The organism is Burkholderia sp. AU19243, from assembly GCF_018148075.1.
Lineage (GTDB): Bacteria > Pseudomonadota > Gammaproteobacteria > Burkholderiales > Burkholderiaceae > Burkholderia > Burkholderia latens_A.
Window position 1 is genome coordinate 408910 of sequence record NZ_JAGSTV010000001.1, and the last position, 21371, is coordinate 430280.

Genomic DNA, 21371 nt, shown 5'->3' on the forward strand with positions numbered 1-21371 from the left:
GCGCCCCCCCACGCGAACGAAGTGAGCGTGGGGGTTGTGTCATTTATGCGCCCGTTTGCTTGCCTGCGTCGCGGCCGGGGCCGTGCCGCTCGAACCAGCCGCGCGCGCGGCGCGCGAGGCGGTCGAAGCCGAGGTAGATCACCGGCGTCGTGAACAGCGTCAGCACTTGCGACACGATGAGGCCGCCCGCGATCGCGATCCCGAGCGGCTGGCGCAGCTCGGAACCGGCGCCCGAGCCGACGATCAGCGGCACTGCGCCGAGCAGTGCGGCGAGCGTCGTCATCAGGATCGGCCGGAAGCGCAGCAGGCACGCCTGATAGATCGCGTCGCGCGGCGGCTTGCCTTCGACGCGCTCGGCCTCGAGCGCGAAGTCGATCATCATGATCGCATTTTTCTTCACGATGCCGATCAGCAACACGATCCCGATGATCCCGATGATGTCGAGATCGTGTCCGGTGATCATCAGCGCGAGCAGCGCGCCGACGCCGGCCGACGGCAGCGTCGACAGGATCGTGATCGGGTGGATGTAGCTCTCGTACAGCACGCCGAGCACGATGTACATCGTGACGACCGCCGCGAGGATCAGGAACAGCTGGTTCGACAGCGACGCCTGGAACGCGAGCGCCGCGCCCTGGAAGCGCGTCTGGAACGAGCCGGGCAGGCCGACGTCCTTCTCGGCCGCGCCGATCGCCTTCACCGCTTCGCCGAGCGACGCGCCCGGTGCGAGGTTGAAGGAAATCGTCGTGGACGGGAACTGCGACAGGTGAGAAATGAGCAACGGCGACGGCCGTTCGTGGAACGACGCGATCGACGACAGCGGCACCTGGCCGCCGCCGGCGGACGGCAGGTAGATGTCGTTCAGCGATTGCGCGTAATGCTGCTCCTTCGGCTCCGACTCGAGAATCACGCGGTACTGGTTCGACTGCGTGAAGATGGTCGACACGATGCGCTGGCCGAACGCGTCGTACAGCGCGTTGTCGACGGTCGCCGGCGTGATGCCGAAGCGCGCGGCGCTCGCGCGATCGATCTCGATGTACACCGATTGGCCGTTGCTCTGCAGGTCGGTCGCGACGTCGGCGAGCGACGGCTCTTTCTGAAGCCGCGCGACGAGCTTCGGCACCCAGGTCGCGAACTCGTCCGGATTCGGGCTCGTCAGCATGAACTGGTACTGCGTCGGGCTCACGGTCGAGTCGATCGTCAGGTCCTGCACCGACTGCATGAACAGCGTGATGCCGGTCACGTTCGCGACGCGCTGCTGGAGTCCGCGGATGATTTGCGCGGCGGTTTCGGTGCGGTCGTCGCGCGGCTTCAGGTTGATCAGCATCCGGCCGCTGTTCAGCGTGATGTTGCTGCCGTCGACGCCGATGAACGACGTGAGGCTGTCGACGTTCGGATCCTTCAGGATCTCGGCCGCGAGCGCCTGCTGGCGTTCTGCCATCGCGCCGTACGAGATCGACTGCGGCGCCTGCGTGATCGCCTGGATCACGCCGGTGTCCTGCGCGGGGAAAAAGCCCTTCGGCACGAACACGTAGAGCAGGGCGGTCAGCGCGAGCGTGAGCAGCGCGACGACGAGCGTCGAGCGCTGGCGGTTCAGCACCCATTCGAGCGCGACCGCGTAGCGTGCGATCACCCAGTCGATCGCACGGTGCACCCGGGCCTCGAAGCGGTGGCTTTCGGGCGGCGGCGAATGGCGCAGCAGCTTCGCGCACATCATCGGCACGAGCGTGAGCGACACGATCGCCGAGATCACGATCGTCACCGCGAGCGTGATCGCGAATTCGTGGAAGAGCCGGCCGACCACGTCGCCCATGAACAGCAGCGGGATCAGCACCGCGATCAGCGAGACCGTCAGCGAGATGATCGTGAAGCCGATCTGCCGGGATCCCTTCAGCGCGGCCTCGAGGCCCGTGTCGCCTTCCTCGACGTAGCGCGCGATGTTCTCGATCATCACGATTGCATCGTCGACGACGAAGCCGGTCGCAATGGTGAGCGCCATCAGCGACAGGTTGTTCAGCGAGAAGCCGGCCATGTACATCACGGCCAGCGTGCCGATCAGCGACAGCGGCACCGACAGGCTCGGGATGATCGTCGCGTACACGTTCGCGAGGAACAGGTACATCACCAGCACGACGAGTGCAACCGCGAGCAGCAGCTCGAACTGCACGTCGCGCACGGCCGCGCGGATCATCGTCGTGCGGTCGGTGACGATCTCCACGTCGAGCGCGGCGGGCAGCGTCTCTTGCAGCTTCGGCAACTGCGCCTTGATCGCGTCGACGGTCGCGATCACGTTCGCGCCCGGCTGGCGCTGTACGTTCAGGATGATTGCGGGCTCCGAATTGACCCACGCGCCGAGCTTGGTGTTCTCCGAGCCGGCGACGATCTTCGCGACGTCGGTCAGCATCACCGGGCGGCCGCTCTTGTACGCGACGACCGCATCGTTGTACTGGTCGGCGCTCGTGAGCTGATCGTTCGCGTTGATCGTGTATGCGCGCGTCGGGCCGTCGAAGTTGCCCTTCGGCGTGTTCACGTTCAGGTTCGAGATCGTCGTGCGCAGGTCGTCGAGGTTCATCCCGTACTGTGCAAGCGCGGTCGGGTTAGCCTGGATCCGCACGGCCGGCCGGTTGCCGCCCGACAGGCTGACGAGGCCGACGCCCGCGATCTGCGAGATCTTCATTGCGAGGCGCGTGTCGGTCAGGTCCTGCACCTGCGTGAGCGGCAGCGTCTTCGACGTGATTGCGAGCGTGAGCACCGGCGCGTCGGCGGGGTTCACCTTCGCGTAGATCGGCGGGGCCGGCAGGTCGGACGGCAGCAGGTTGCCGGCCGCGTTGATCGCGGCCTGCACTTCCTGTTCGGCGATGTCGAGCGGCAGGTCGAGCGAGAACTGCAGCGTGATCACCGATGCACCGGCCGAGCTCTGCGACGACATCTGGTTCAGCGACGGCATCTGGCCGAACTGGCGCTCGAGCGGCGCGGTGACCGCCGACGTCATCACCTCCGGGCTCGCGCCCGGATAGAAGGTCTGGACCTGGATCGTCGGGTAGTCGACCTCGGGCAGCGCGGCGAGCGGCAGGAAGCGCAGTGCGACGAGACCGGCCAGCATGATCGCCGCCATCAGCAGGGCGGTGCCGACCGGCCGGAGAATGAAGAGACGGGACGGATTCATCGAGCGGCCCGCGCGTTACTGGGCCGCGGCGGCCGCTGCCTGCGACGCGCCGTGCCTGTGCCCGCCGCGATGGCCGGCCGCGGCCGATGCGCCGGATGCGCCCGGCGCGGCGCCGCCGCGTGCGCCCGATGCGCCGCTCGGCTTGTCGGCGGGAATCGTGATCTTCGAGCCTTCGCGCAGCCGGTCGGAGCCATCGGTGACTACGCGCTCGCCGAGCGCGACGCCGCTGACGATGCTCGTGCGCTCGCCGTCGACCGGGCCGACCTTGACCTTGCGCACCGTCACCGTGTTGTCGGGTTTCACGATGTAGACGAACTGTCCGATCGAGCCGGTCAGCACCGCGGACGTCGGCACGATCGTCGCATTGCGCATCACGTCGACGAGCAGCCGCGTGTTCACGAACTGATTCGGGAACAGCAGCCCGTCCTTGTTCGCGAACGTTGCGCGCAGCTTGATCGTGCCGGTGCTCGTATCGATCTGGTTGTCGAGCGTTTCGAGCGTCCCCGTTTCGAGCGGCACGGTGTTGTTGCGGTTGTACGCGGTGACCGACAGCTTCTGGCCGGCGTTCACCTGTTTGACGATCTGCGGCAGGTTGTCTTCCGATGTCGTAAAGATCACGCTCATCGGCTGCAATTGCGTGATCACGACGATGCCGTTCGTGTCGCCCGGCGTCACGTAGTTGCCGGGATCGACCTGGCGCAGGCCGACGCGGCCCGACACCGGCGCCGTGATGCGCGCGTACGCGAGATTGAGTTTCGCGGAATCGATCGCCGCCTGGTCGGTCTTCACCGTCCCTTCGTATTGCTTGACGAGCGACGCCTGCGTGTCGACCGTCTGCGACGCAATCGAATCCTGCGCGAGCAGCGTCTGGTAGCGCTTCAGGTCGATGCGGGCCGTTGCGAGCAGCGCCGCGTCTCGCGCATGCGTGCCTTCGGCGTTTGCCAGCGCGACCTGATACGGGCGCGGGTCGATCTGCGCGAGCAGGTCGCCTTTCTTCACGATCTGGCCTTCCTGGAACGCGACCGACTGCAGATAGCCCGATAGCTGCGTCTTGACCGTCACGCTCGCGAGCGGCGTCACGGTGCCCAGCGCCGACAGCACGATCGGCATCTCGCCTTGCGTCGCGGTCGCGACCGACACGGGTTGTGGAACGTTCGCCATCGCGGCGGGGCCGCCACGGCCGCGATGGCCGCCGCCGGCGCTTGCGGCCGATGCGCCGCTGCCTGCGGCGGGCGTGCCCGCGGGCGTACGGTTCCACGGATGCCACCACAGCAGGCCGCCGATGACGACGACCGCGAGCGTACCGAGCGCCAGCGTTCGGCGCGGGCGGCGCGGTGCGGGCGAAGCAGGGTCCTTCGAAGGGGGCGTGGGCTTTTGTTGGTTGTCCATCGTGTGCTGTCAGGAAGACGGCGCGGCGTGCCGGGAAACGGGCTTGGAGCGGCGCGTGGATAGGCGGTTCGGAAGGCCGGCTCGGTCCGGCCCTTCCGGTTCGCGCGGGAAAGAGCGGTGCGCTGCGCGAATGCGGCGCGACGATGGGCATGATGCTACGTCCCGTCCCCGTTACAGTCCAGCAGTCTATCTTTCAACGGGTTACGGTCGTTACAGAACGCGACGGTGCGATGACGAAACGATTACACGGCGCTGCGGCGGGCGGGCGCGCCGCCGATCTCGCGGGTAATCTTTGCAATGCATTCGCGCAGCGCGGGCACGACGTGTTCATGCAGCCACTCGGGCGGGCACTGGCTCGACGCGCCGCCGCAGTTCACCGAATAGCGCTGGCCGGACGGGCCGATGAAACCGGCCGCGACCGCGTTCAGCCCTTCGCGCCATTCGCCGACCGCGATCGCGTGGCCGTCGCGCATCGCATCGTCGAGCGCCGGGTTCAGCCGTGCCGATACGTGCGGCCAGTCGTCGCCGGCCGTGGCGCGCAGCGCGTCGAGCAGCGTGCGGCGCTCGTCGTCCTCGAGCGCAGCCAGATACGCGCGGCCCACCGCGGTGCGCGCGATGTCCATCCGCGAGCCGATCTCGAGGCGTGTGACCAGCACGGCGGAGCGCGGGCGGATCACGTCGATCGCGACCATGTCGAGCCGGTCGCGCACCGCGAGATGCACCGACAGCGACGTACGCTCGGCGAGCTCGATCATGAACGGCCGCGAGCGCGCCCGGATGTCGAAATTGCGCAGGAAGCCATGGCTCAGCTCCAGCACCGACGCGGTCAGCACGAAGCGCTCGCTGTCGGGAAGCTGAAACAGGAAGCCGGCGCTGACGAGCGTCGCCGTGATGCGCGACACGGTAGGCTTCGGAATGCCCGTCAATTCCGTCAGTTCGCGGTTGCTGACCGGGGCGTCGGCGGCCGCGATCCGGCGCAGCACGGCGAGGCCGCGTGCGAGTGCGGTGATCTCGTCGGGCGACGATTCGCGATCTCGGGGCGCGGGAGGCGTTACAGGTGTCGACACGGGGATTTCTCTCTATTTCCGAAACGCAATTTCAATTTTGTTGATATTGTACGATGATTGTCAAAGTATGCATGTTCCATGGGTGAATCGTTCATCCGATGAGATTTTACGGGTTCACCCTTGGTTTATTAGGAAAGCGCTCAAATGTGCATTGCCGGAAAGTGCAGAAACCGGTGCAAATACCGCTTGACTTGTCGGGCGGAAACGGAAAGAATGTCTCACGTTTTCGAAACATCGTTTCAGGAGTTTAACCGGCAACGGTGTTTCGCGCAGTCTCTCAGGTTCTAGCACGGCCCTCGGAATGGCTAGAACTTTTTTAGCGCCACGGTCTCCGTGGCGCTTTTTTTTGCCCGTCCGTCCCGGACGCGTCAGGCCCGTATTATCCCCGATCGCTGAAAACCGTTCTTTCGACCCGGCGCGCGTACGCCGCGTGCATCCGTGTCGGCGGCGCACGCGCGAAAAAAAGCGCGACGCCCGGATGGGCATCGCGCAAGAACCGGCGTGGAGCGCCGACGAATGAAACGTGATGAAGATGGTGCCTGGTCAGGGACGCCCGGTCAGGGACGCCCGGTCAGGGACGTCCCGTCAGCGGACGCGCGGCGACGGCACGCGGGCAGCGCGCGCCGCTCGCGCGACGCGATTACGCCTTCGCGAGCTTGATGCTGGTCGGCTCGGCCGTCAGGTAGCCGACGCTCGCGCCGAATCGGTCCTTGTAGTTTGCGCGCACGAGCGGATCGAGCGTCGGCTTCACCTTGTCGTGCAGCGGCGACTCCCAGTCGCCCGCGTGCTGGAAGTTGCTCATGATGTAGGTCCAGCCGTTGATCTCGTCCACCGCGTGCAGGCCCGTCGATTCGGCGCCGGCCGGACACGACAGCACGCGTGTGAGCGATTTCGTGTCGACGTTGTACGCCCACAGGAAGTTGTTCACGTGCATCCCCGAGTCCTCGCCGATGAACAGCGTGCGCAGCTTCTCCGAGAACTTCAGGTTGTCGGGGTTCGCGATCTTGTCCGGGTTCGCGAGGTTGCCGAGCGCGTCCGCCGCGGCGAGATCCTCGCCGACGAGCGCGGCCGGCGCGCTCATGTCCACCGGCACCCATTCGCTGTCGATCGCGGCGCCCGACGTGTCGCGCTGGCCGCCCTTCAGGTTCAGCGCGTAGACGGCGCCCGCGGCGATCTTCTTGTCCAGCGCGACGTCGCGCGACACCGTATTGCCCTTGACCATCGACGTCTCGATCCGCGACATCGCCGTGTAGACGATCTTGTCCTTCGCGTTGACCGTCGTGCCTTCGAGCTTCGTGAACGCCATGCTGCCGCCGATCAGCGCCGCGTAGCGATGCGTCTCGAGGAATGCTGCCGCCTTTTCCATTCCCGGCTTCACGCGGATCCAGTTGAACTTGCCGCCGAAGTGAATCTTCGTGTAGCTGGCGTCGTTCGGGTCGGTCGTCGTCAGGTCCATGATGTCGGACGCCTTCAGCGTGTTCGCGAGCGTCTCGATCTCGTTGCTGGTCGCGTGGCCGATCTTCAGCCACGTGAGCGTCGCGCTACCCGCGCCGGCGGACGACGTCTGCGTCCACTTCGCGACGTACAGCGTGCCGGCCGACAGGTCGGCCGCCTTGTCGGCGACGAACATGAACAGGCCGCCGTTGGTCGCATCGTCGCCCATCATCACGGTGCGCTGGTCCGGCATCACCTGGATCAGCTCGTGCGAGATGCGGCCGAGGCAGTAGTGCTTCTTCACCGTGCCGGTGCCGTCCGGGTTCACTGTGATCTCCGGCAGATGGCCGTAGTGGTAGGGGTTCGCCTTCGTCTCGTCGCCGAACGTGTTCTTGCTGAACGCCTTGAACTGCGCGTCGGTCGCGGCCTTCGTCGCGTCCGGTTCGTATTCCTCGCTCGACAGATGCGTGCCCCACGGCGACAGGCTCGCGCCGCAGGTGATCCACAGCCCGTGCGCTTTCGACGTGTCGACGTTGTGATACTTGACGACCTTCAGCGCGCCGCTGGACGGATCCTGGTCGAGCGTGATCACCGCGATCGGCGACGGCAGCTGGCCGTACTGCGACGCGCTTGCCTGGTCGCGCGTCGTGTATTCGAACTGCACGACCGCGAACACGGTATTGCCCTTCACGCCGGGCACGTTCGCGTTTTTCAGCGTCAACAGCGAACTGCCGTCCGGGCAGTCCGAATAGAACTGGCGCTCCTTGCCCGCGACCGAACGGTCGATGATCGGCTGGTTGTTGATGTCGTAGTAGCCGCCGGCCAGGATCGTGCCGCCGTTGCCGTCCGGCACCATGTCGCCCGTGACGAAGAACGGCCGGTACGCGAGCTTGAAGTTGCGCGACGAGCCGTCCGAGAACGACACCGACAGCGTCGAGCCGACGGTCGTCGTGGCCATCGCGGCCGCATTGTCGAGCGTCGGCGCGGCCATCGCCGAGAACGCCGCCGACGTATATGCGGCGGCCGGCGTCGTAGCGGTCGGACCGTCGTCACCGCCGCAGCCCGTCAGCAGGGCCGGCAGCGCGAGGCCGGAGAGGGGCAGCATGGGCGCGCCGGCGAGGATCTTCAGGGCCTGACGACGGGAAGCATTGGGCAACGCGGGCATGTGGAGTCCAGTTTCAGATGTTGGAAGAATGGCCTTCGCGACACGCAGGCGCTCGGCAAGCTTCGCGAAGGCAAGTTGAAAACTGGACGGAAGTGTAGGCACCCTACATGAAAGTTTTTTGAATTGAAAACGTAATGATGCGCCGGCGTGCGTGACGCTGGACTCGCGCAAGCCCGGCGCATGCAGCGGCGATGCTCACTCGCGTTCGGGCGTCGCCGAGATCCGGTGGATCGACAGGTCGGCGCCGTCGAATTCGGCTTCGCGATCGAGCCGCAGGCCGACGGTCGCCTTCAGCGCGCCGTACACCAGCGCGCCGCCCGCCGTCGCGATGACGATGCCGCCGAGCGTGCCGATGAACTGCGACGCGAACGATACGCCGCCGAGGCCGCCCAGTGCGGGCTGGCCGAACACGCCGGCCGCGATCCCGCCGAGTGCGCCGCACATCCCGTGCAGCGGCCACACGCCGAGCACGTCGTCGATGCGCCACCTGTTCTGCACGCAGGTGAACATCGCGACGAACAGTGCACCTGCCGCTGCGCCGGTGACGAGCGCACCGATCGGGTGCATCACGTCGGAGCCCGCGCACACGGCGACGAGACCGGCGAGCGGTCCGTTGTACGTGAAGCCCGGATCGTTGCGGCCGGCCATCCACGCGGCGAGCGTGCCGCCGACCATCGCCATCAGCGAGTTCACCGCGACGAGGCCGCTGATCTTGTCGAGCGTCTGCGCGCTCATCACGTTGAACCCGAACCAGCCGACGGCCAGCACCCACGCGCCGAGCGCGAGGAACGGGATGTTCGACGGCGGATGCGCGGCGATCCGGCCGTCCTTCGCATAGCGGCCGTGGCGCGCGCCGAGCAGCAGCACGGCCGGCAACGCGACCCAGCCGCCGAACGCGTGCACGACGACCGAGCCCGCGAAATCGTGGAACGGCGCGCCGAACGCGTGCGTGAGCCACGCCTGCACGCCGAAGCGCTCGTTCCACGCAATCCCTTCGAAGAACGGATAGATGAAGCCGACGATGATCAGCGTCGCGACGAGTTGCGGATTGAATTTCGCGCGTTCCGCGATGCCCCCGGACACGATCGCCGGGATGGCTGCCGCGAACGTCAGCAGGAAGAAGAAGCGCACGAGCGCGTAGCCGCTGTGCTGCGACAGCGTGCCGATGTCGTCGAAGAACTCGACGCCGTACGCGATCGTGTAGCCGATGAAGAAGTAAGCGAGCGTCGACACCGAGAAGTCCACGAGGATCTTCACGAGCGCGTTGACCTGGTTCTTCTTGCGGACCGTGCCAAGCTCGAGAAATGCAAAGCCCGCGTGCATCGCGAGCACCATGACGGCGCCGATCAACAGGAACAGTGTATCGACGCCGGATTTCAGACCATCCATGCCGGGGCTTCCTTGCGCAAAAAACGGGCAAGGAATGCAAGTATCGGGCCAAGTTGGTGAACGACTGCGTTCAATTGGTGCGGATGGTGGCCCGGAGCGCCGTGCGGCGCGGCATCCCGACGAAGCGTGCACGGAAGCGGGGCACGTATGCTGCCGCAATAGGCGTGGGGGCCTTGCACGCGCATGGTGCGACACGTACGCAACTGGTGCGTATGGTGCGCGTCGGGGCTCGAGGTGGTGCGCCGCGATGCACCGGTCCGGCGCGTCAGCGGCGCGCGAACAGCGCCGGCGGCCGGCGCAGCCGCAATGCGCACAGACACCAGTATGCGGCGACGGTAACGAGTCCGAGCGCGGCGAAGGCCAGTGCGGCGAAGCCGGGGAGCGACTGCTCGTCGCCGCTCGGGCCGAGGATGCCTTGCGTGACGATCAGCGCAGCCGTCCAGAAGCCGATCACGGCTTGCGCGAGCAGGCGCGCGGCGGCGACGCGGCGCGGACGGCCCGACGCGCGCAGGCACCGCACGGACGGCGCGCGAAGACACAGGAAGAGCGTGGCGGCGAGCAGGGCGGCCAGCGCGATGAACCAGTCGATGAGGAAAGCCATGATGAGGCGGAAAGCAGACGGAGCGGGTTGAAGGGCCCACTTTAGTGTCGCCGCGACCGGGATTGAATCAGACGAATCCGAAATTGCAGTGCATCTTCAAGCGGCAGTGGTCATTTCCGTTGTTCCACAGGCGGTATCATCGACGTCGGTCCAACCATTCAGGCCGTGCGGCGCACGGCCGGAGATTGCTGATGAAGATGAAGACTTGGCGGGCGCGTCGCGCGTCCGGAGCGGTGCTGGCAGTTGCGGCCGCCGGTGCGGTGTTGTTGCTGGCCGGCTGCGAGAAGTCCGGCGCGCCGGCCTCGCAGCCCGACACGGCCGCGAGCGCGGCTGCCGATGCCGCCAACAATGCGGCGAAGGCGCTCGATCAGGTGGCGAGCACGGTCAACCAGCAGATCAATGCCGCGAAGGCCGGCATCGCGTCCGCGGCGTCGGCCGTGCCGCCGTTGTCGGCGAGCGGCCTCGCATCCGCTGCGCAGGCGCAGTTCGACGCGGCCGCATCGGCTGTCGTCGCCCACGCCGCATCCGAAGCGGGCGCGCGGATGGCGGAGGCCGGCAAGAAGCTCCAGCAGTGGAGCCAGCAGAACGCGGCCGGCGCAAAGCCCGCCAGCGGCGAGTAATCGGGCGCTTGCGCGATGCGCAAAATGTAATTATAGTGGTTACACATTGTCGCCGGCTGCGGTTCGGGCCGGCGTCGCCGAATGGACGAGGAATGAATACCAGCAGCCGGTTTGCGTTTGCCGTTCACGTTCTTGCGTTGCTGTCGATGCAGGAAGGTGTGCCGCTGTCGTCCGACATCATTGCGGGCAGCGTGAACACGAATCCGGCGCTGATCCGTCGGTTGCTTTCGATGCTGGCGGCCGCGGGGCTGACCACGTCGCAACTCGGCGCGGGCGGTGGCGCGTTGCTCGCGCGGGAGCCCGGCGAAATTACGCTGCTCGACGTGTACCGCGCGGTCGACGATGCGCAGTTGTTCGCGCTGCACCGTGAAGCGCCGAATCCCGCGTGCGTCGTCGGCCGGCACATCCAGGGTGTGCTGATCGACTACATCGGCGACGCGCAGCGGGCAATGGAAGCGTCACTCGCCACGCGAACGCTTGCTGACGTCACGGCGGACGTGCTCGAATCCGAGCAGCGCAACCGGCCGGCGGGTAGCGCCAGCGGCTAAGCACGGGCCGCGACGCGCATCACACCGGGCGGGATGCCGGGCGACGCACACGCGCGGCGACCGGCACGACGGAGTTCCGCTCCGTTTTTTTTCGGCTTTATATGTAATCGCTTTAGTTACTTTTATTGATGGAGAATCGACATGACGCAACGTAGCTTGAACATCGCGCTGTTTGGCGCCACCGGCATGATCGGCTCGCGGATCGCGACGGAGGCCGCACGCCGCGGCCATCGCGTGACCGCGCTGTCGCGCCATCCCGGCGCGGCCGGCGACGGCATTACCGCGAAGGCGGCCGATCTATTCGATGCGGCCAGCATCGCGGCCGCACTGCCGGGTCACGACGTCGTCGCGAGTGCGTACGGCCCGCAGCAGGACGATGCCGCGAAGGTCGTCGCGGCGGCGCGGGCCCTCGTGGCCGGCGTTCGCCAGGCGGGGCTGAAGCGGCTCGTCGTCGTGGGCGGCGCGGGTTCGCTGGAAGTCGCACCGGGCAAGCAGCTCGTCGATACCGAAGGTTTCCCCGATGCATACAAGGCGGTCGCGCTCGCTCACCGGGACGCGCTCGGATACCTGCAGACCGTCGGCGATCTCGACTGGACCTTCTTCGCGCCGGCCGCACAGATCGCACCGGGCGAGCGCACGGGTACGTTCCGCACGGGCGTCGGCAAGCTGATCGCGGACGCGCAGGGCAATAGCAAGATCTCGGCGGAAGATTACGCGGTCGCATTCGTCGATGCGCTCGAGCATCGGAGCTTCGTGCGCGAAGTCGCGACGGTCGCGTATTGAGCGAAGGGACGGCGGCGCACACGCAGCGCTCCCGCATCATGCGCCGTATGTGCGCGTAGGGCGCGCATGCGCCCCGTGCGATCGACGACTTCAGGCGGTTCCCCCTTGACGGGCGGAATCGCCTGTTTCGTCTGCTCTTGCGCCGCTAGGCAGCCCGGCGTACGCGGACCGTACACATGGCCGCCGGCTCTTTGCGCGATCAGTGTTTATCCCGGTCGACGCCGCGGAGTGGTTTTCATATTGTTCCCCGTCGTGCACGATGCATAGAAAAAATTTCTATCTACGAGGGACTGGGTAAATGGACGCCATCGATCGCAAGCTGCTGGAGCTGTTGCAAGCAGACGCGACGCTGCCGATCGCGGAACTCGCGCAGCGCGTGAACCTGTCGCAGACGCCGTGCTGGAAGCGTGTGCAGCGGCTCAAGGAGACCGGTGCGATTCGCGCACAGGTCGCGCTGTGCGATCCGCGCAAGCTCGGCGTCGGAACGACCGTGTTCGTCGCGATTCGCACGAATCAGCACACCGAGGAATGGGCGCAGCGTTTCACGCAAGCCGTGCGCGACATGCCGGAAGTCGTCGAGGTATACCGGATGAGCGGCGAGACCGACTATCTGCTGCGCGTCGTGGTGACCGGCATCGACGACTACGATCGCGTGTACAAGCAGTTGATCCGCGCGGTGCCGCTGTTCGACGTGAGTTCGTCGTTCGCGATGGAGCAGATCAAGTATTCGACTGCGTTGCCGGTGCGCGACCTGTCCGAGCCGGTGTAGCGCGCGGGACGCCGCGTGTCGGTCGGCCGCGCTGCCGCAGCGCTTGAGGCCGCTGCCCGCGCGTGCCGTAGCCACCGATTCGTCAGCGTGCAGTCGGCCGCGTGCGGCATGTTAATGGCGACGTATCGTGCGCCGTTATCCATGCGTGCGCATCCGGGTGCCGCCGCTGCCGCCGCGCGCCGTCGACGTGCGCCCCGTGCGCTCAACGGCCGCGCGCCAACGCGCGCGCACGTTCGTCCGCGAGCGCGTCGCGGCGCACGAATTCGGCGACGAACGGGTTCGCCGGATGATGGTGCAGCGCATAGGGCGTGTCCCATTGCGCGAGCCGCCCATCTTTCATCACGCCGATCCGGTCGGCGATCGCGAATGCTTCCGCCTGGTTGTGCGTGACGAGGATCGCGGTGTGACCTGTACGTTTCAGGATGTCGCGCAGCTCGAACGCCAGACGCTCGCGCGTGTCGACGTCGAGGTTCGAGAATGGCTCGTCAAGCAGCAGCAATTCCGGCGACGGTGCGAGCGCGCGAGCCAGCGCGACACGTTGCTGCTGGCCGCCCGACAGCTCGTGCGGGTAGGCGTTGCCGGATTGCGCGAGCCCGACGAGTTCGAGCATGTCGGCGACCCGCGCGCGCCGTTCGGCCTTCGGCATCCGCCGCAACCCGAACGCGACGTTGTCGGCCGCGCTCAGGTGCGGGAACAGCGCGTAGTCCTGAAACATCATTCCGATACGCCGCCGTTCGGGCGGCACGTCGAGCGATGGCGCCGCGACCGGCATGCCGTCCAGCACGATGCGTCCGGTCCGCACCGGCTCGAAGCCGGCGATCGCGCGCAGCACCGTGGTCTTGCCGCAGCCCGATGCGCCGAGCAGGCAGCCGATGTCGCCGCGCGGAAGCGCGAGGCTCAGCCCGTCGACTACCATGCGGCGGCCGCTCGGTGTGTCGTAGGCGACGCAGAGGTCGTCAAGTTCAAGCAGGGTCACGGTGTCAGGCTCCGATCTTGTGGCGGGTGCGCGCGAGCAGGATCACGGGCACGAGCCCGGCCAGCACGATCGCGAGCGCGGCGACCGCGCCTTCTTCGTAGGTGCCGCGCGCGGCTTCCGCATACAGCCACGTCGCGAGCGTGTCGAAATTCAGCGGACGCAGCAGCAACGTCGCCGGCAACTCCTTCATCGCATCGACGAACACGAGCAGCGCGCTCGTCGTGAGTGCGGGCCGCAGCAGCGGCAGATGCACGCGGCGCAGCGTGCCGCCGGCCGTCTCGCCGAGCGAGCGCGCGGCATGTTCGAGCGACGGCGGAATGCGCGCGAGTCCGGCTTCGATGCTGCCGGCCGAGATCGCGAGAAAGCGCACGGTGTACGCGATCACGAGTGCGGCCGCAGACCCCATCAGCAGCAGCCCGTCCCGGCCGAGTGCGGCGCCGAGCAGCCGGTCGGCCGCTGCGAACGGAATCAGCAGCCCGATCGCGAGCACGGTACCCGGTACCGCATAGCCGAGGCTCGCGATCCGCGCGCATGCGCGGGCCGGGCCCGCACGTGCGCTGTCGCGCTGCGCGCGCGCCGCCCACGCGACGACGAGCCCGCACGCGAGCGTGGCCGCAGTCGCGGCGGCGGCGATCGACAACGTGTTCGCGAGCCCGGTCAGCAACTGCGCCGATACGCCGCCGACCAGGTGCACCCGCTTGCCGGTTTCGACCGCGAGATACGCGGCCGGCGCGCCGAAGCCGAGCAGAACCGGCAGCCAGCCGAACGCGGCCGCGCACCAGGCGGTTGCGCCGGTCAGCGTGCGCGGCGCGATCGGCCGCATGCGCCGCCCGTGCGCGTAGCGCTGGCGGCGGCGCCCGTAGCGTTCGAGCGCGATCATGCCGACGACGATCGCGAGCATCGCGAGCGCGATCTGCGCGGCACCGGCGAGATCGGAGCGGGTGACCCACGTCGTGTAGACCGACACCGTCAGCGTTTGTACGCCGAGGAATTCGGACGCGCCGATGTCGTTTAGCGTTTCGAGCAGTGCGAGGCTCACGCCAACCGCGATCGCGGGCCGAGCCAGCGGCACGACGACGCGCCAGAACGTGACGATGCGTCCGGCACCGAGCGTGCGCGCGGCTTCGAGCAGGCTTGCGGACTGCGTGACGAACATCGCTCGCGTGCTCAGGTACACGTACGGATACAGCACGAAGCCGAGCACGAAGATCGCGCCCGGAAGCGAGCGCAGATCGGGCAGGCGGAACTGGCGCGGGCTGTCGAAGCCGAGCAGCCAGCGAATCGTGCCCTGCACGGGGCCGATCGGGTGCAGCAGGTCGAGATACGCGAACGCGACGATATAGGTGGGTACCGCGAGCGGCAGCAGCAGCGCCCAGGTCAGCACGCGGCGGCCGGGAAAGTCGTACGCGGTGACGAGCCACGCGCAGCCGGTGCCGATCACCGTGACGATCGCGCCGACGCCCGCGAGCAGCATCAGCGTATTGACGAGCGCCTGCGGCAGTACGAATTCGGCAAGATGCGCCCAGTGAGCGAGATCGGCGCCGAACGCGGCGGCGACCAGCACCGCGAGCGGCGCCGCGACCGCCGCGGCGATCGCGACGGCCGCAGCCAGCCAGACGCCGCCCGCGCGCAACCGGAACGGCTGGCGACGCGCGCGGACGAAAGGTGCGTTAGTTGTCAAAGCCGACCTTGTCGACGAGCTGGCTGGCCGCCTTGCGATGCTTCGCGATGTCGGCGAGCGGCAGCGGGTCGATCTTCAACGGGCCGAAGCTCGCGATCACCGGGTCGAGCTTCACGTTCGCGCGCACCGGATATTCGTAGTTCGCCTGCGCATACAGCGCCTGCGCTTCCGGCGATACCAGGTACTCGAGCAGCTTCACCGCGTTGGCCTTGTGCGGTGCATGCTTCGCGACCGTCGCGCCGCTGATGTTCACGTGCGTGCCGCCGCTCTTCGCGTTCGCGAAGGTCGGACGCACGACCTTGATCGCATCGCCCCACTTGCGCGCATCGGTGCCGGCTTCCGCGTTCTTCATGTGACCGACGTAGTACGCGTTCGCGAGACCGACGTCGCAGATGCCGCCGAGAATATCGCGCGCGACGTCGCGGTCGCCGCCGGTCGCCTTGCGTGCGAGGTTCGCTTTCACGCCGCGCAGCCACTTTTCGGTCGCAGCCTCGCCGTCGTGCGCGATCATCGCGGCGACGAGCGCCGTGTTGTACGGATGCTGGCCGGAGCGGATGCAGACCTTGCCCTTCCATTTCGGATCGGCGAGATCTTCGTAGCGGAATGTGTCGACCTTCAGGTCCTTCTCGACGTACAACACGCGATCGCGCAGCGACAGCGCATACCAGTCGCCTTGCGCGCCGCGCAGATTCGCGGGAATCGCGTCGTCGAGCACCTTCGAGCGCACCGGCTGCGCGAGCCCGCCGTCGACCAGGTCGAGCAGGTTGCCGATGTCGACCGTCATCAGCACGTCGGCCGGCGATTGTGCGCCTTCGGCCTTCACGCGTTCGAGCAGGCCGTCCTTCACGAATACCGTGTTGACCTTGACGCCGCTCTGCTTCGTGAACGCGTCGATCAGCGGCTGGATCAGCTTCGGCTCGCGGGTCGTGTACAGGCTCACTTCCTCGGCGGCCTGGGCAAGCGGCGCGAACGCGGCGGCGGCAACGGCGAGGGCGCCGGCGAGCGGCAGCAGGCGGGTGCGCGGATTCGACATGGTGACTCCAGTGAGGCAGGCGGAGGAGGAAGCGTTTCGGGACGTGCCTGCCGCCCGAGCGGCCCGAAACATTACAAAACGAAAGATTTGCGATTCTAAATCGAAATGGGAATGATTATCAAATGAAAGCGTGCGAAAGGCGGCGGGAAGGTGAAGGTCGGTTAACGCAACGGCTGGGCGCGGCACGGGTACAAGCGCGTAGAATGCCCGCTTCAACGAATCCGACGGAGCCGCCCCGACCATGAACGATCAGCGCAAGAAGAACCCTGTCCGCAACGTGAGCATCCTGATCGTCGTGGCGGTGCTGCTCGTGATCGGGACGATCCTGTACAACGCGATCTCGCAAAAGCGCGCGTACGACGAGGCCCATCCGGCCGAGGCTGCGAGTGCGAGCGCCGCGTCGCACTGACGTTGTGTGACCCGCCGCGTGATTGCTGCTTGGGCCTTCGGTCTGGCGGCGATGCGCAGCAAGGAGAGGGCGGGAGCTGTGGCGGGTGATGCGTCACATCACGCCGCAATTGACGCGGAAAACGCGGGCGCCGAAGCCGGCGCACCGCGTGGAAAGTTACTCGTGCGTCACCGTGACGCAGCCGCGAACTTCGGGCGGATCCGGACGTAGAACACCGCCGCGAGCAGGGCGAGCCATGCCGCGCCGACGTAGAGCGCGACGCGCGTGTCGTCGAACCAGCCCAGCATCACGATCACGAATCCCATGAACGCGATCGTCAGCGCGGGCGCAGCGGGCCACAGCGGCACCTTGAACTTCAGCGCCGCGACTTCCGCGTGCGACAGGCGCCGGCGCATCGCGACCTGCGACAGCAGGATCATCAGCCACACCCAGACGGTCGCGAACGTCGCGATCGCGGCCACGACCAGGAACACATCCTTCGGCATCAGGTAGTTGAGCAGCACGCCGACGAGCAGCGCGCCGGCCATCACGAGCACCGTGACCCACGGCACGCCGTGCCGCGACGTCGACATCAGCACGCGCGGCGCCTGGCCTTGCCGTGCCATCCCGAACATCATCCGGCCCGCACCGAAGATGTCGCTGTTGATCGCCGAAATCGCCGCGCTGATCACGACGAGGTTCAGGATCGTCGCGGCCGACTTCACACCGAGTGCGGAGAAGATCTGCACGAACGGGCTGCCGTCGCCGCCTACGCCGGTCCACGGGCTGATCGACATCAGCACGACCATCGTCAGCACGTAGAACAGCAGGATCCGCGCGGGCACCGCGTTGATCGCGCGCGGAATCACGCGCTCGGGATCCTTCGCCTCGCCGGCGCTCATCCCGATCACCTCGATGCCGCCGTACGCGAAGATCACGACCGACAGCGACGCGATCAGCCCGCCGATTCCGTTCGGGAAGAAGCCGCCATGGTTCCACAGGTTCGCGATCGTCGGCACGTCGGCCGAATGGCCGAAATGCATACCGGTCAGCAGGATCGCGACGCCGCCGCCAATCATCGCGACGATCGCGCCGACCTTGATGATCGACAGCCAGAACTCGAGCTCGCCGAACACCTTCACGTGGCACAGGTTCAGCCCGCAAATCACGGCGACGACGCCGAGCACCCAGATCCACTGCGGCACGTCCGGAAACCAGAAGCCCATGTAGATGCCGAACGCGGTGATGTCGGCAATCGCGACGATCACCATTTCCAGCGTGTAGGTCCAGCCGGTGACGAAACCCGCGAACGGGCCGAGGTTCTCGCTCGCGTAGTGGCCGAACGAGCCTGCTACCGGTTCGCGCACGGCCATTTCGCCGAGTGCGCGCATCACCATGTAGACGGCCGCGCCGCCGACGATGTAGGCCAGGATCACCGCCGGGCCCGCGAGCTGAATCGCCGACGCGGAGCCGTAGAACAGGCCGGTGCCGATTGCCGAGCCCAGCGCGAGAAAGCGGATGTGCCGCGCGCCCAGATGGCGCTGCAAGTTTTTCATCGAGTCTCCGATATCGTTATGCGGCGGACCTGGCGAGCGGGGCCGGTCCTGTTGGCTTAAGTTGTATATACAACTTGAACGTGAACGAATAATAACAAGCGGGGCTACGCGAGCGGAATCGGGTATTCCCTGACTGGCGCGAGCGGAGGAATCGGGCGTGCGGCCGCAGCGATATGTGCGAGCCGGCCGCGTGGGGCGGGTGGATCATGCTTCGCGGAGAACGTTGCAGGAACGGCGGAAACGCCGGGAACGGTGCGGGGCGTCGCCCGTCCGGTGGTTGGCCATGCTTCAGGTACGGTTGGGCGCGAACGGCGCAAGCACCGCCGGCCGACCCGCGTGCGTGTGCGGGCCGGCCGGCGACAGCAGCGCAATGTCACACGTTCATGCGGGCAGCCGGATCACGCTTGCGTCCTTGCGGATCAGCAGCGACGACGCGAGCATCTGCTTGCACTGGTGCGCGAGCACCTTCAGGTCATGCGTGAGGTCCGCACCGACCGCTTCGGATTTTTCCGCCGACACGACCATTGCATCGAGGTCGCGCGTGAGTTGTTTCGTCGCTTCGATCCGGTCGGCCGGCGGCGGCTCGCCGGCCTCCGCCTTCTCGAGGTTCTCGAGCACCGCCGACAGTGCGCGGTGCAATGCGTCGTCGTGCGCGAGATGCTCGTCGGCCGCGCACGCGCTGCGGATCAACGGCGCGGCTGCGGTGATCTGCGCGCCGAGCACGTGCGTCTGCACGAGCAGATCGTTCAGCTCCGGCACGAAGCGCTGGTGCGCCTTCGGCTCGATCATCATCCGCTGGAACGCCTGGCCGAGGTTTGCGAACGCGATGTGCACGTCCTTGCGCGCGAGACGGTAGCGATAATCGTCGTCGAGCGTGCCGGCCGGCGTTTCGATTGCCGCGGCGACGACCCCCACGACGGCCGCGCCGTCGCCGGCCGGCACCGGCGGCGGCGACGCACCGCGCCCGGCGCGCCACACCGCCTCGAAATACTTGCGCGTCGACGTAAGCATGTCGGTGACAAGCTTGCCCATCAGCCGGTATTCCCAGTACGGGAACAGCCGGCTCGCCGCGATCGCGATCATGCAGCCCACGACCGTGTCGATCGCGCGCTCGCCAATGATGCGCATGCTGCCCGGCGCGAGCAGATGGAACATCAGCAGCACGTATGACGACGTGAACACGACGCTCGCCGCGTAGTTGAACAACAGCAGGCTGTAGCTCATCACCATCGACCCGAACATGATCGCGATCAGCAGGTGCGGCTCCTTCACCGTGTAGATCAGCGCGATGCTCGCCGCGCAGCCGATCAGCGTACCGACGATCCGCTGCGCATTGCGCTGCTTGGTGAGCGAATAGCCGGGCTTCAGGATGATGATCGTCGTCATCACGATCCAGTACGCGTTCGTCAGCGGCAGCAGCCGGCCGAGCCAGAAGCCGACCGCCACCGCGATCGTCACGCGCAGCGCGTGGCGGAAGCTTGGCGAGCGCATGTTCAGGTTCGAGAAGATCAGCAGCGGCGACATCCGGCGCCGCTGCAGGAAGCGCGTGAGCGCCTTGTCGATCTTCAGTTCCGTTTGCTGCGGGTCGGCATGGCCCGACAGATTGCGGCGCATCCGGTCGATCAGCCGCGTCGCGCTCCAGATGCGCCGGAACGTCGCGAGCACCGCCGCGTACGCTTCCGCATTGCTCGCCGGGAAGTTCTTCTTGCGCATCAGCTCGATCTCGTACTCGATCGCGCGCAGTTCGGCTTTCACGCTGATGCGCGAATGCGGCGCGCGGTTCTCGAGCACCGCGAGACCGATCTCTTCGAGATCGGCGGCCGCCTTGCGGATCAGATCGCGATAGAAAATGATGAGGTCCGAGCCGCCGAACGTATTGCGCACGAGCGGGTAGTCGGTATGCGCGCCGACAAACAGCTCGTGCAGGTCGACGCTGTTGATGAACAGGTTGTACATCGTCGTGCGGCCGGGATCGAGCTTGCCGCGGCGCAGCTTCGGCAGGTTGCGCAGCACGATGTCGCGTGCGGTTTCCTGCGTTTCGACCGCGGTAATCTGCTTGGCAACCAGATTGCGATAGCACTCGTCGAGATCGGCGTCGAGATCGTAGAACTGCGCGCGCGCGAGCAGGTAGTCCGCGCACGCGAACAGACTCTCGGCGAGCGCCTGCTGCTCGATCCTGCGCGCCTGCCATTGCGACACCACGGTCGCCCAGTACGTGTACCAGAGGCCACCGGCGAGAATCCATCCGGCGTTGACGAACGCTTGCAGCGGCGTGAATTTTTCCTCGAGCGTCATCACCATCATGAACAGCGTCGCGAAGCTGATCTGCGGCCAGCGGTTGCCGTAGACGACGATCAGCGACAGCACGAACGTGAGCGGCACGATCGTCAGCCACAGCGCGAAGATGTTCGGCGTCGCGAGGCCGGTCGCGAGCGCGGCCAGGAAGCCGATCACGCTGCACGCGAGCATTTCGTTGTGCTTGTACTTCAGCGGGCCCGGCATGTCGACCACGCAGGCGCCGAGCGCGCCGGTCGAGATCGTGAAGCCGAGCTCCCGGTTGTTGAATACGATCAGACACAGCACGGCCGGCAACGACACGCCGACCGCGATCCGCAGGCCGCCGAAAAAGTACTGGCTGTAAAGAAACTTTCTGATTTCGACCGAATAGCGCATCGATGGGCTGAATGACAGACGAAGACGCCCGGAGCGGCGTATTGACTGGCGACGAGTCTATCGTATTTCGCGGTCCGCAAAACCTGGCCTTTCGGACGAGGTTCGCCGCGGCGGTCCTTTTGCTATCCTTGGTGCT

Annotated in this window: 16 protein-coding genes; 5 read left to right on the plus strand and 11 right to left on the minus strand. The window is 66.7% G+C overall.

Annotation, left to right across the window (positions count from 1 at the left end; genetic code table 11):
* Positions 1-43 precede the first annotated feature (43 nt).
* From KDW55_RS01980 to KDW55_RS02005, 6 genes are all read right to left on the minus strand, one after another.
* Positions 44-3163 carry an MdtB/MuxB family multidrug efflux RND transporter permease subunit gene (locus KDW55_RS01980; RefSeq protein WP_040143821.1) on the minus strand — a complete coding sequence of 1040 codons (3120 nt, stop codon included), beginning with the start codon at positions 3161-3163 and terminating at the stop codon, positions 44-46.
* 15 nt (positions 3164-3178) lie between these two features.
* Complete coding sequence (locus KDW55_RS01985; RefSeq protein ID WP_209821567.1) at positions 3179-4552, minus strand: MdtA/MuxA family multidrug efflux RND transporter periplasmic adaptor subunit; 1374 nt, start codon at positions 4550-4552, stop codon at positions 3179-3181.
* A gap of 242 nt (positions 4553-4794) precedes the next feature.
* Entirely contained in the window at positions 4795-5619 is an 825-nt protein-coding gene (locus KDW55_RS01990; RefSeq protein ID WP_040143823.1) for an IclR family transcriptional regulator, read from the minus strand.
* 640 nt (positions 5620-6259) lie between these two features.
* Positions 6260-8218, minus strand: coding sequence for an alkaline phosphatase PhoX (locus KDW55_RS01995; protein ID WP_069241154.1), 1959 nt, complete (start codon positions 8216-8218; stop codon positions 6260-6262).
* Positions 8219-8413: 195 nt separating this feature from the next.
* Positions 8414-9607 (minus strand): ammonium transporter, encoded by a 1194-nt coding sequence (locus tag KDW55_RS02000; RefSeq protein WP_212159865.1) that lies wholly within the window; start codon positions 9605-9607, stop codon positions 8414-8416.
* 265 nt (positions 9608-9872) lie between these two features.
* Positions 9873-10208 (minus strand): hypothetical protein, encoded by a 336-nt coding sequence (locus KDW55_RS02005; RefSeq protein ID WP_040143826.1) that lies wholly within the window; start codon positions 10206-10208, stop codon positions 9873-9875.
* Positions 10209-10399: 191 nt separating this feature from the next.
* On the opposite strand from KDW55_RS02005, the gene KDW55_RS02010 reads away from it, so the two are divergent.
* From KDW55_RS02010 to KDW55_RS02025, 4 genes are all read left to right on the plus strand, one after another.
* Positions 10400-10828 carry a hypothetical protein gene (locus KDW55_RS02010; protein ID WP_059544027.1) on the plus strand — a complete coding sequence of 143 codons (429 nt, stop codon included), beginning with the start codon at positions 10400-10402 and terminating at the stop codon, positions 10826-10828.
* A gap of 92 nt (positions 10829-10920) precedes the next feature.
* Positions 10921-11376: an Rrf2 family transcriptional regulator gene (locus KDW55_RS02015; RefSeq protein WP_040143828.1), complete on the plus strand. Its 456-nt coding sequence runs from the start codon at positions 10921-10923 to the stop codon at positions 11374-11376.
* 141 nt (positions 11377-11517) lie between these two features.
* Positions 11518-12159 (plus strand): NAD(P)H-binding protein, encoded by a 642-nt coding sequence (locus KDW55_RS02020; protein ID WP_209825067.1) that lies wholly within the window; start codon positions 11518-11520, stop codon positions 12157-12159.
* A gap of 298 nt (positions 12160-12457) precedes the next feature.
* Positions 12458-12928: an Lrp/AsnC family transcriptional regulator gene (locus tag KDW55_RS02025; RefSeq protein WP_209825068.1), complete on the plus strand. Its 471-nt coding sequence runs from the start codon at positions 12458-12460 to the stop codon at positions 12926-12928.
* Positions 12929-13130: 202 nt separating this feature from the next.
* Here the strand turns inward: KDW55_RS02025 and KDW55_RS02030 are convergent, their stop codons facing one another.
* The 3 genes from KDW55_RS02030 to KDW55_RS02040 are packed head-to-tail and all read right to left on the minus strand — an operon-like array spanning position 13131 to position 16618.
* A complete protein-coding gene (locus KDW55_RS02030; protein WP_040143831.1) occupies positions 13131-13904 on the minus strand; it encodes an ABC transporter ATP-binding protein in 774 nt (257 codons plus the stop codon).
* Positions 13905-13908: 4 nt separating this feature from the next.
* Positions 13909-15585 (minus strand): iron ABC transporter permease, encoded by a 1677-nt coding sequence (locus KDW55_RS02035; RefSeq protein ID WP_040143832.1) that lies wholly within the window; start codon positions 15583-15585, stop codon positions 13909-13911.
* Entirely contained in the window at positions 15575-16618 is a 1044-nt protein-coding gene (locus KDW55_RS02040) for a Fe(3+) ABC transporter substrate-binding protein (protein ID WP_059543730.1), read from the minus strand. Before KDW55_RS02040 ends, KDW55_RS02035 begins: the two co-directional genes overlap by 11 nt.
* A gap of 241 nt (positions 16619-16859) precedes the next feature.
* Between KDW55_RS02040 and KDW55_RS02045 the strand changes: the two genes are divergently transcribed.
* The gene (locus KDW55_RS02045; RefSeq protein ID WP_014897547.1) at positions 16860-17027 is read left to right on the plus strand and encodes a hypothetical protein; all 168 of its coding nucleotides are present in this window, start codon (positions 16860-16862) and stop codon (positions 17025-17027) included.
* 167 nt (positions 17028-17194) lie between these two features.
* On the opposite strand, the gene KDW55_RS02050 is transcribed toward KDW55_RS02045, so the two are convergent.
* Both KDW55_RS02050 and KDW55_RS02055 read right to left on the minus strand, forming a co-directional pair.
* Positions 17195-18562, minus strand: coding sequence for an amino acid permease (locus tag KDW55_RS02050; RefSeq protein WP_212159866.1), 1368 nt, complete (start codon positions 18560-18562; stop codon positions 17195-17197).
* Between the two features lie 381 nt (positions 18563-18943).
* Positions 18944-21235, minus strand: coding sequence for an FUSC family membrane protein (locus KDW55_RS02055; RefSeq protein ID WP_059543729.1), 2292 nt, complete (start codon positions 21233-21235; stop codon positions 18944-18946).
* Positions 21236-21371 lie beyond the last annotated feature (136 nt).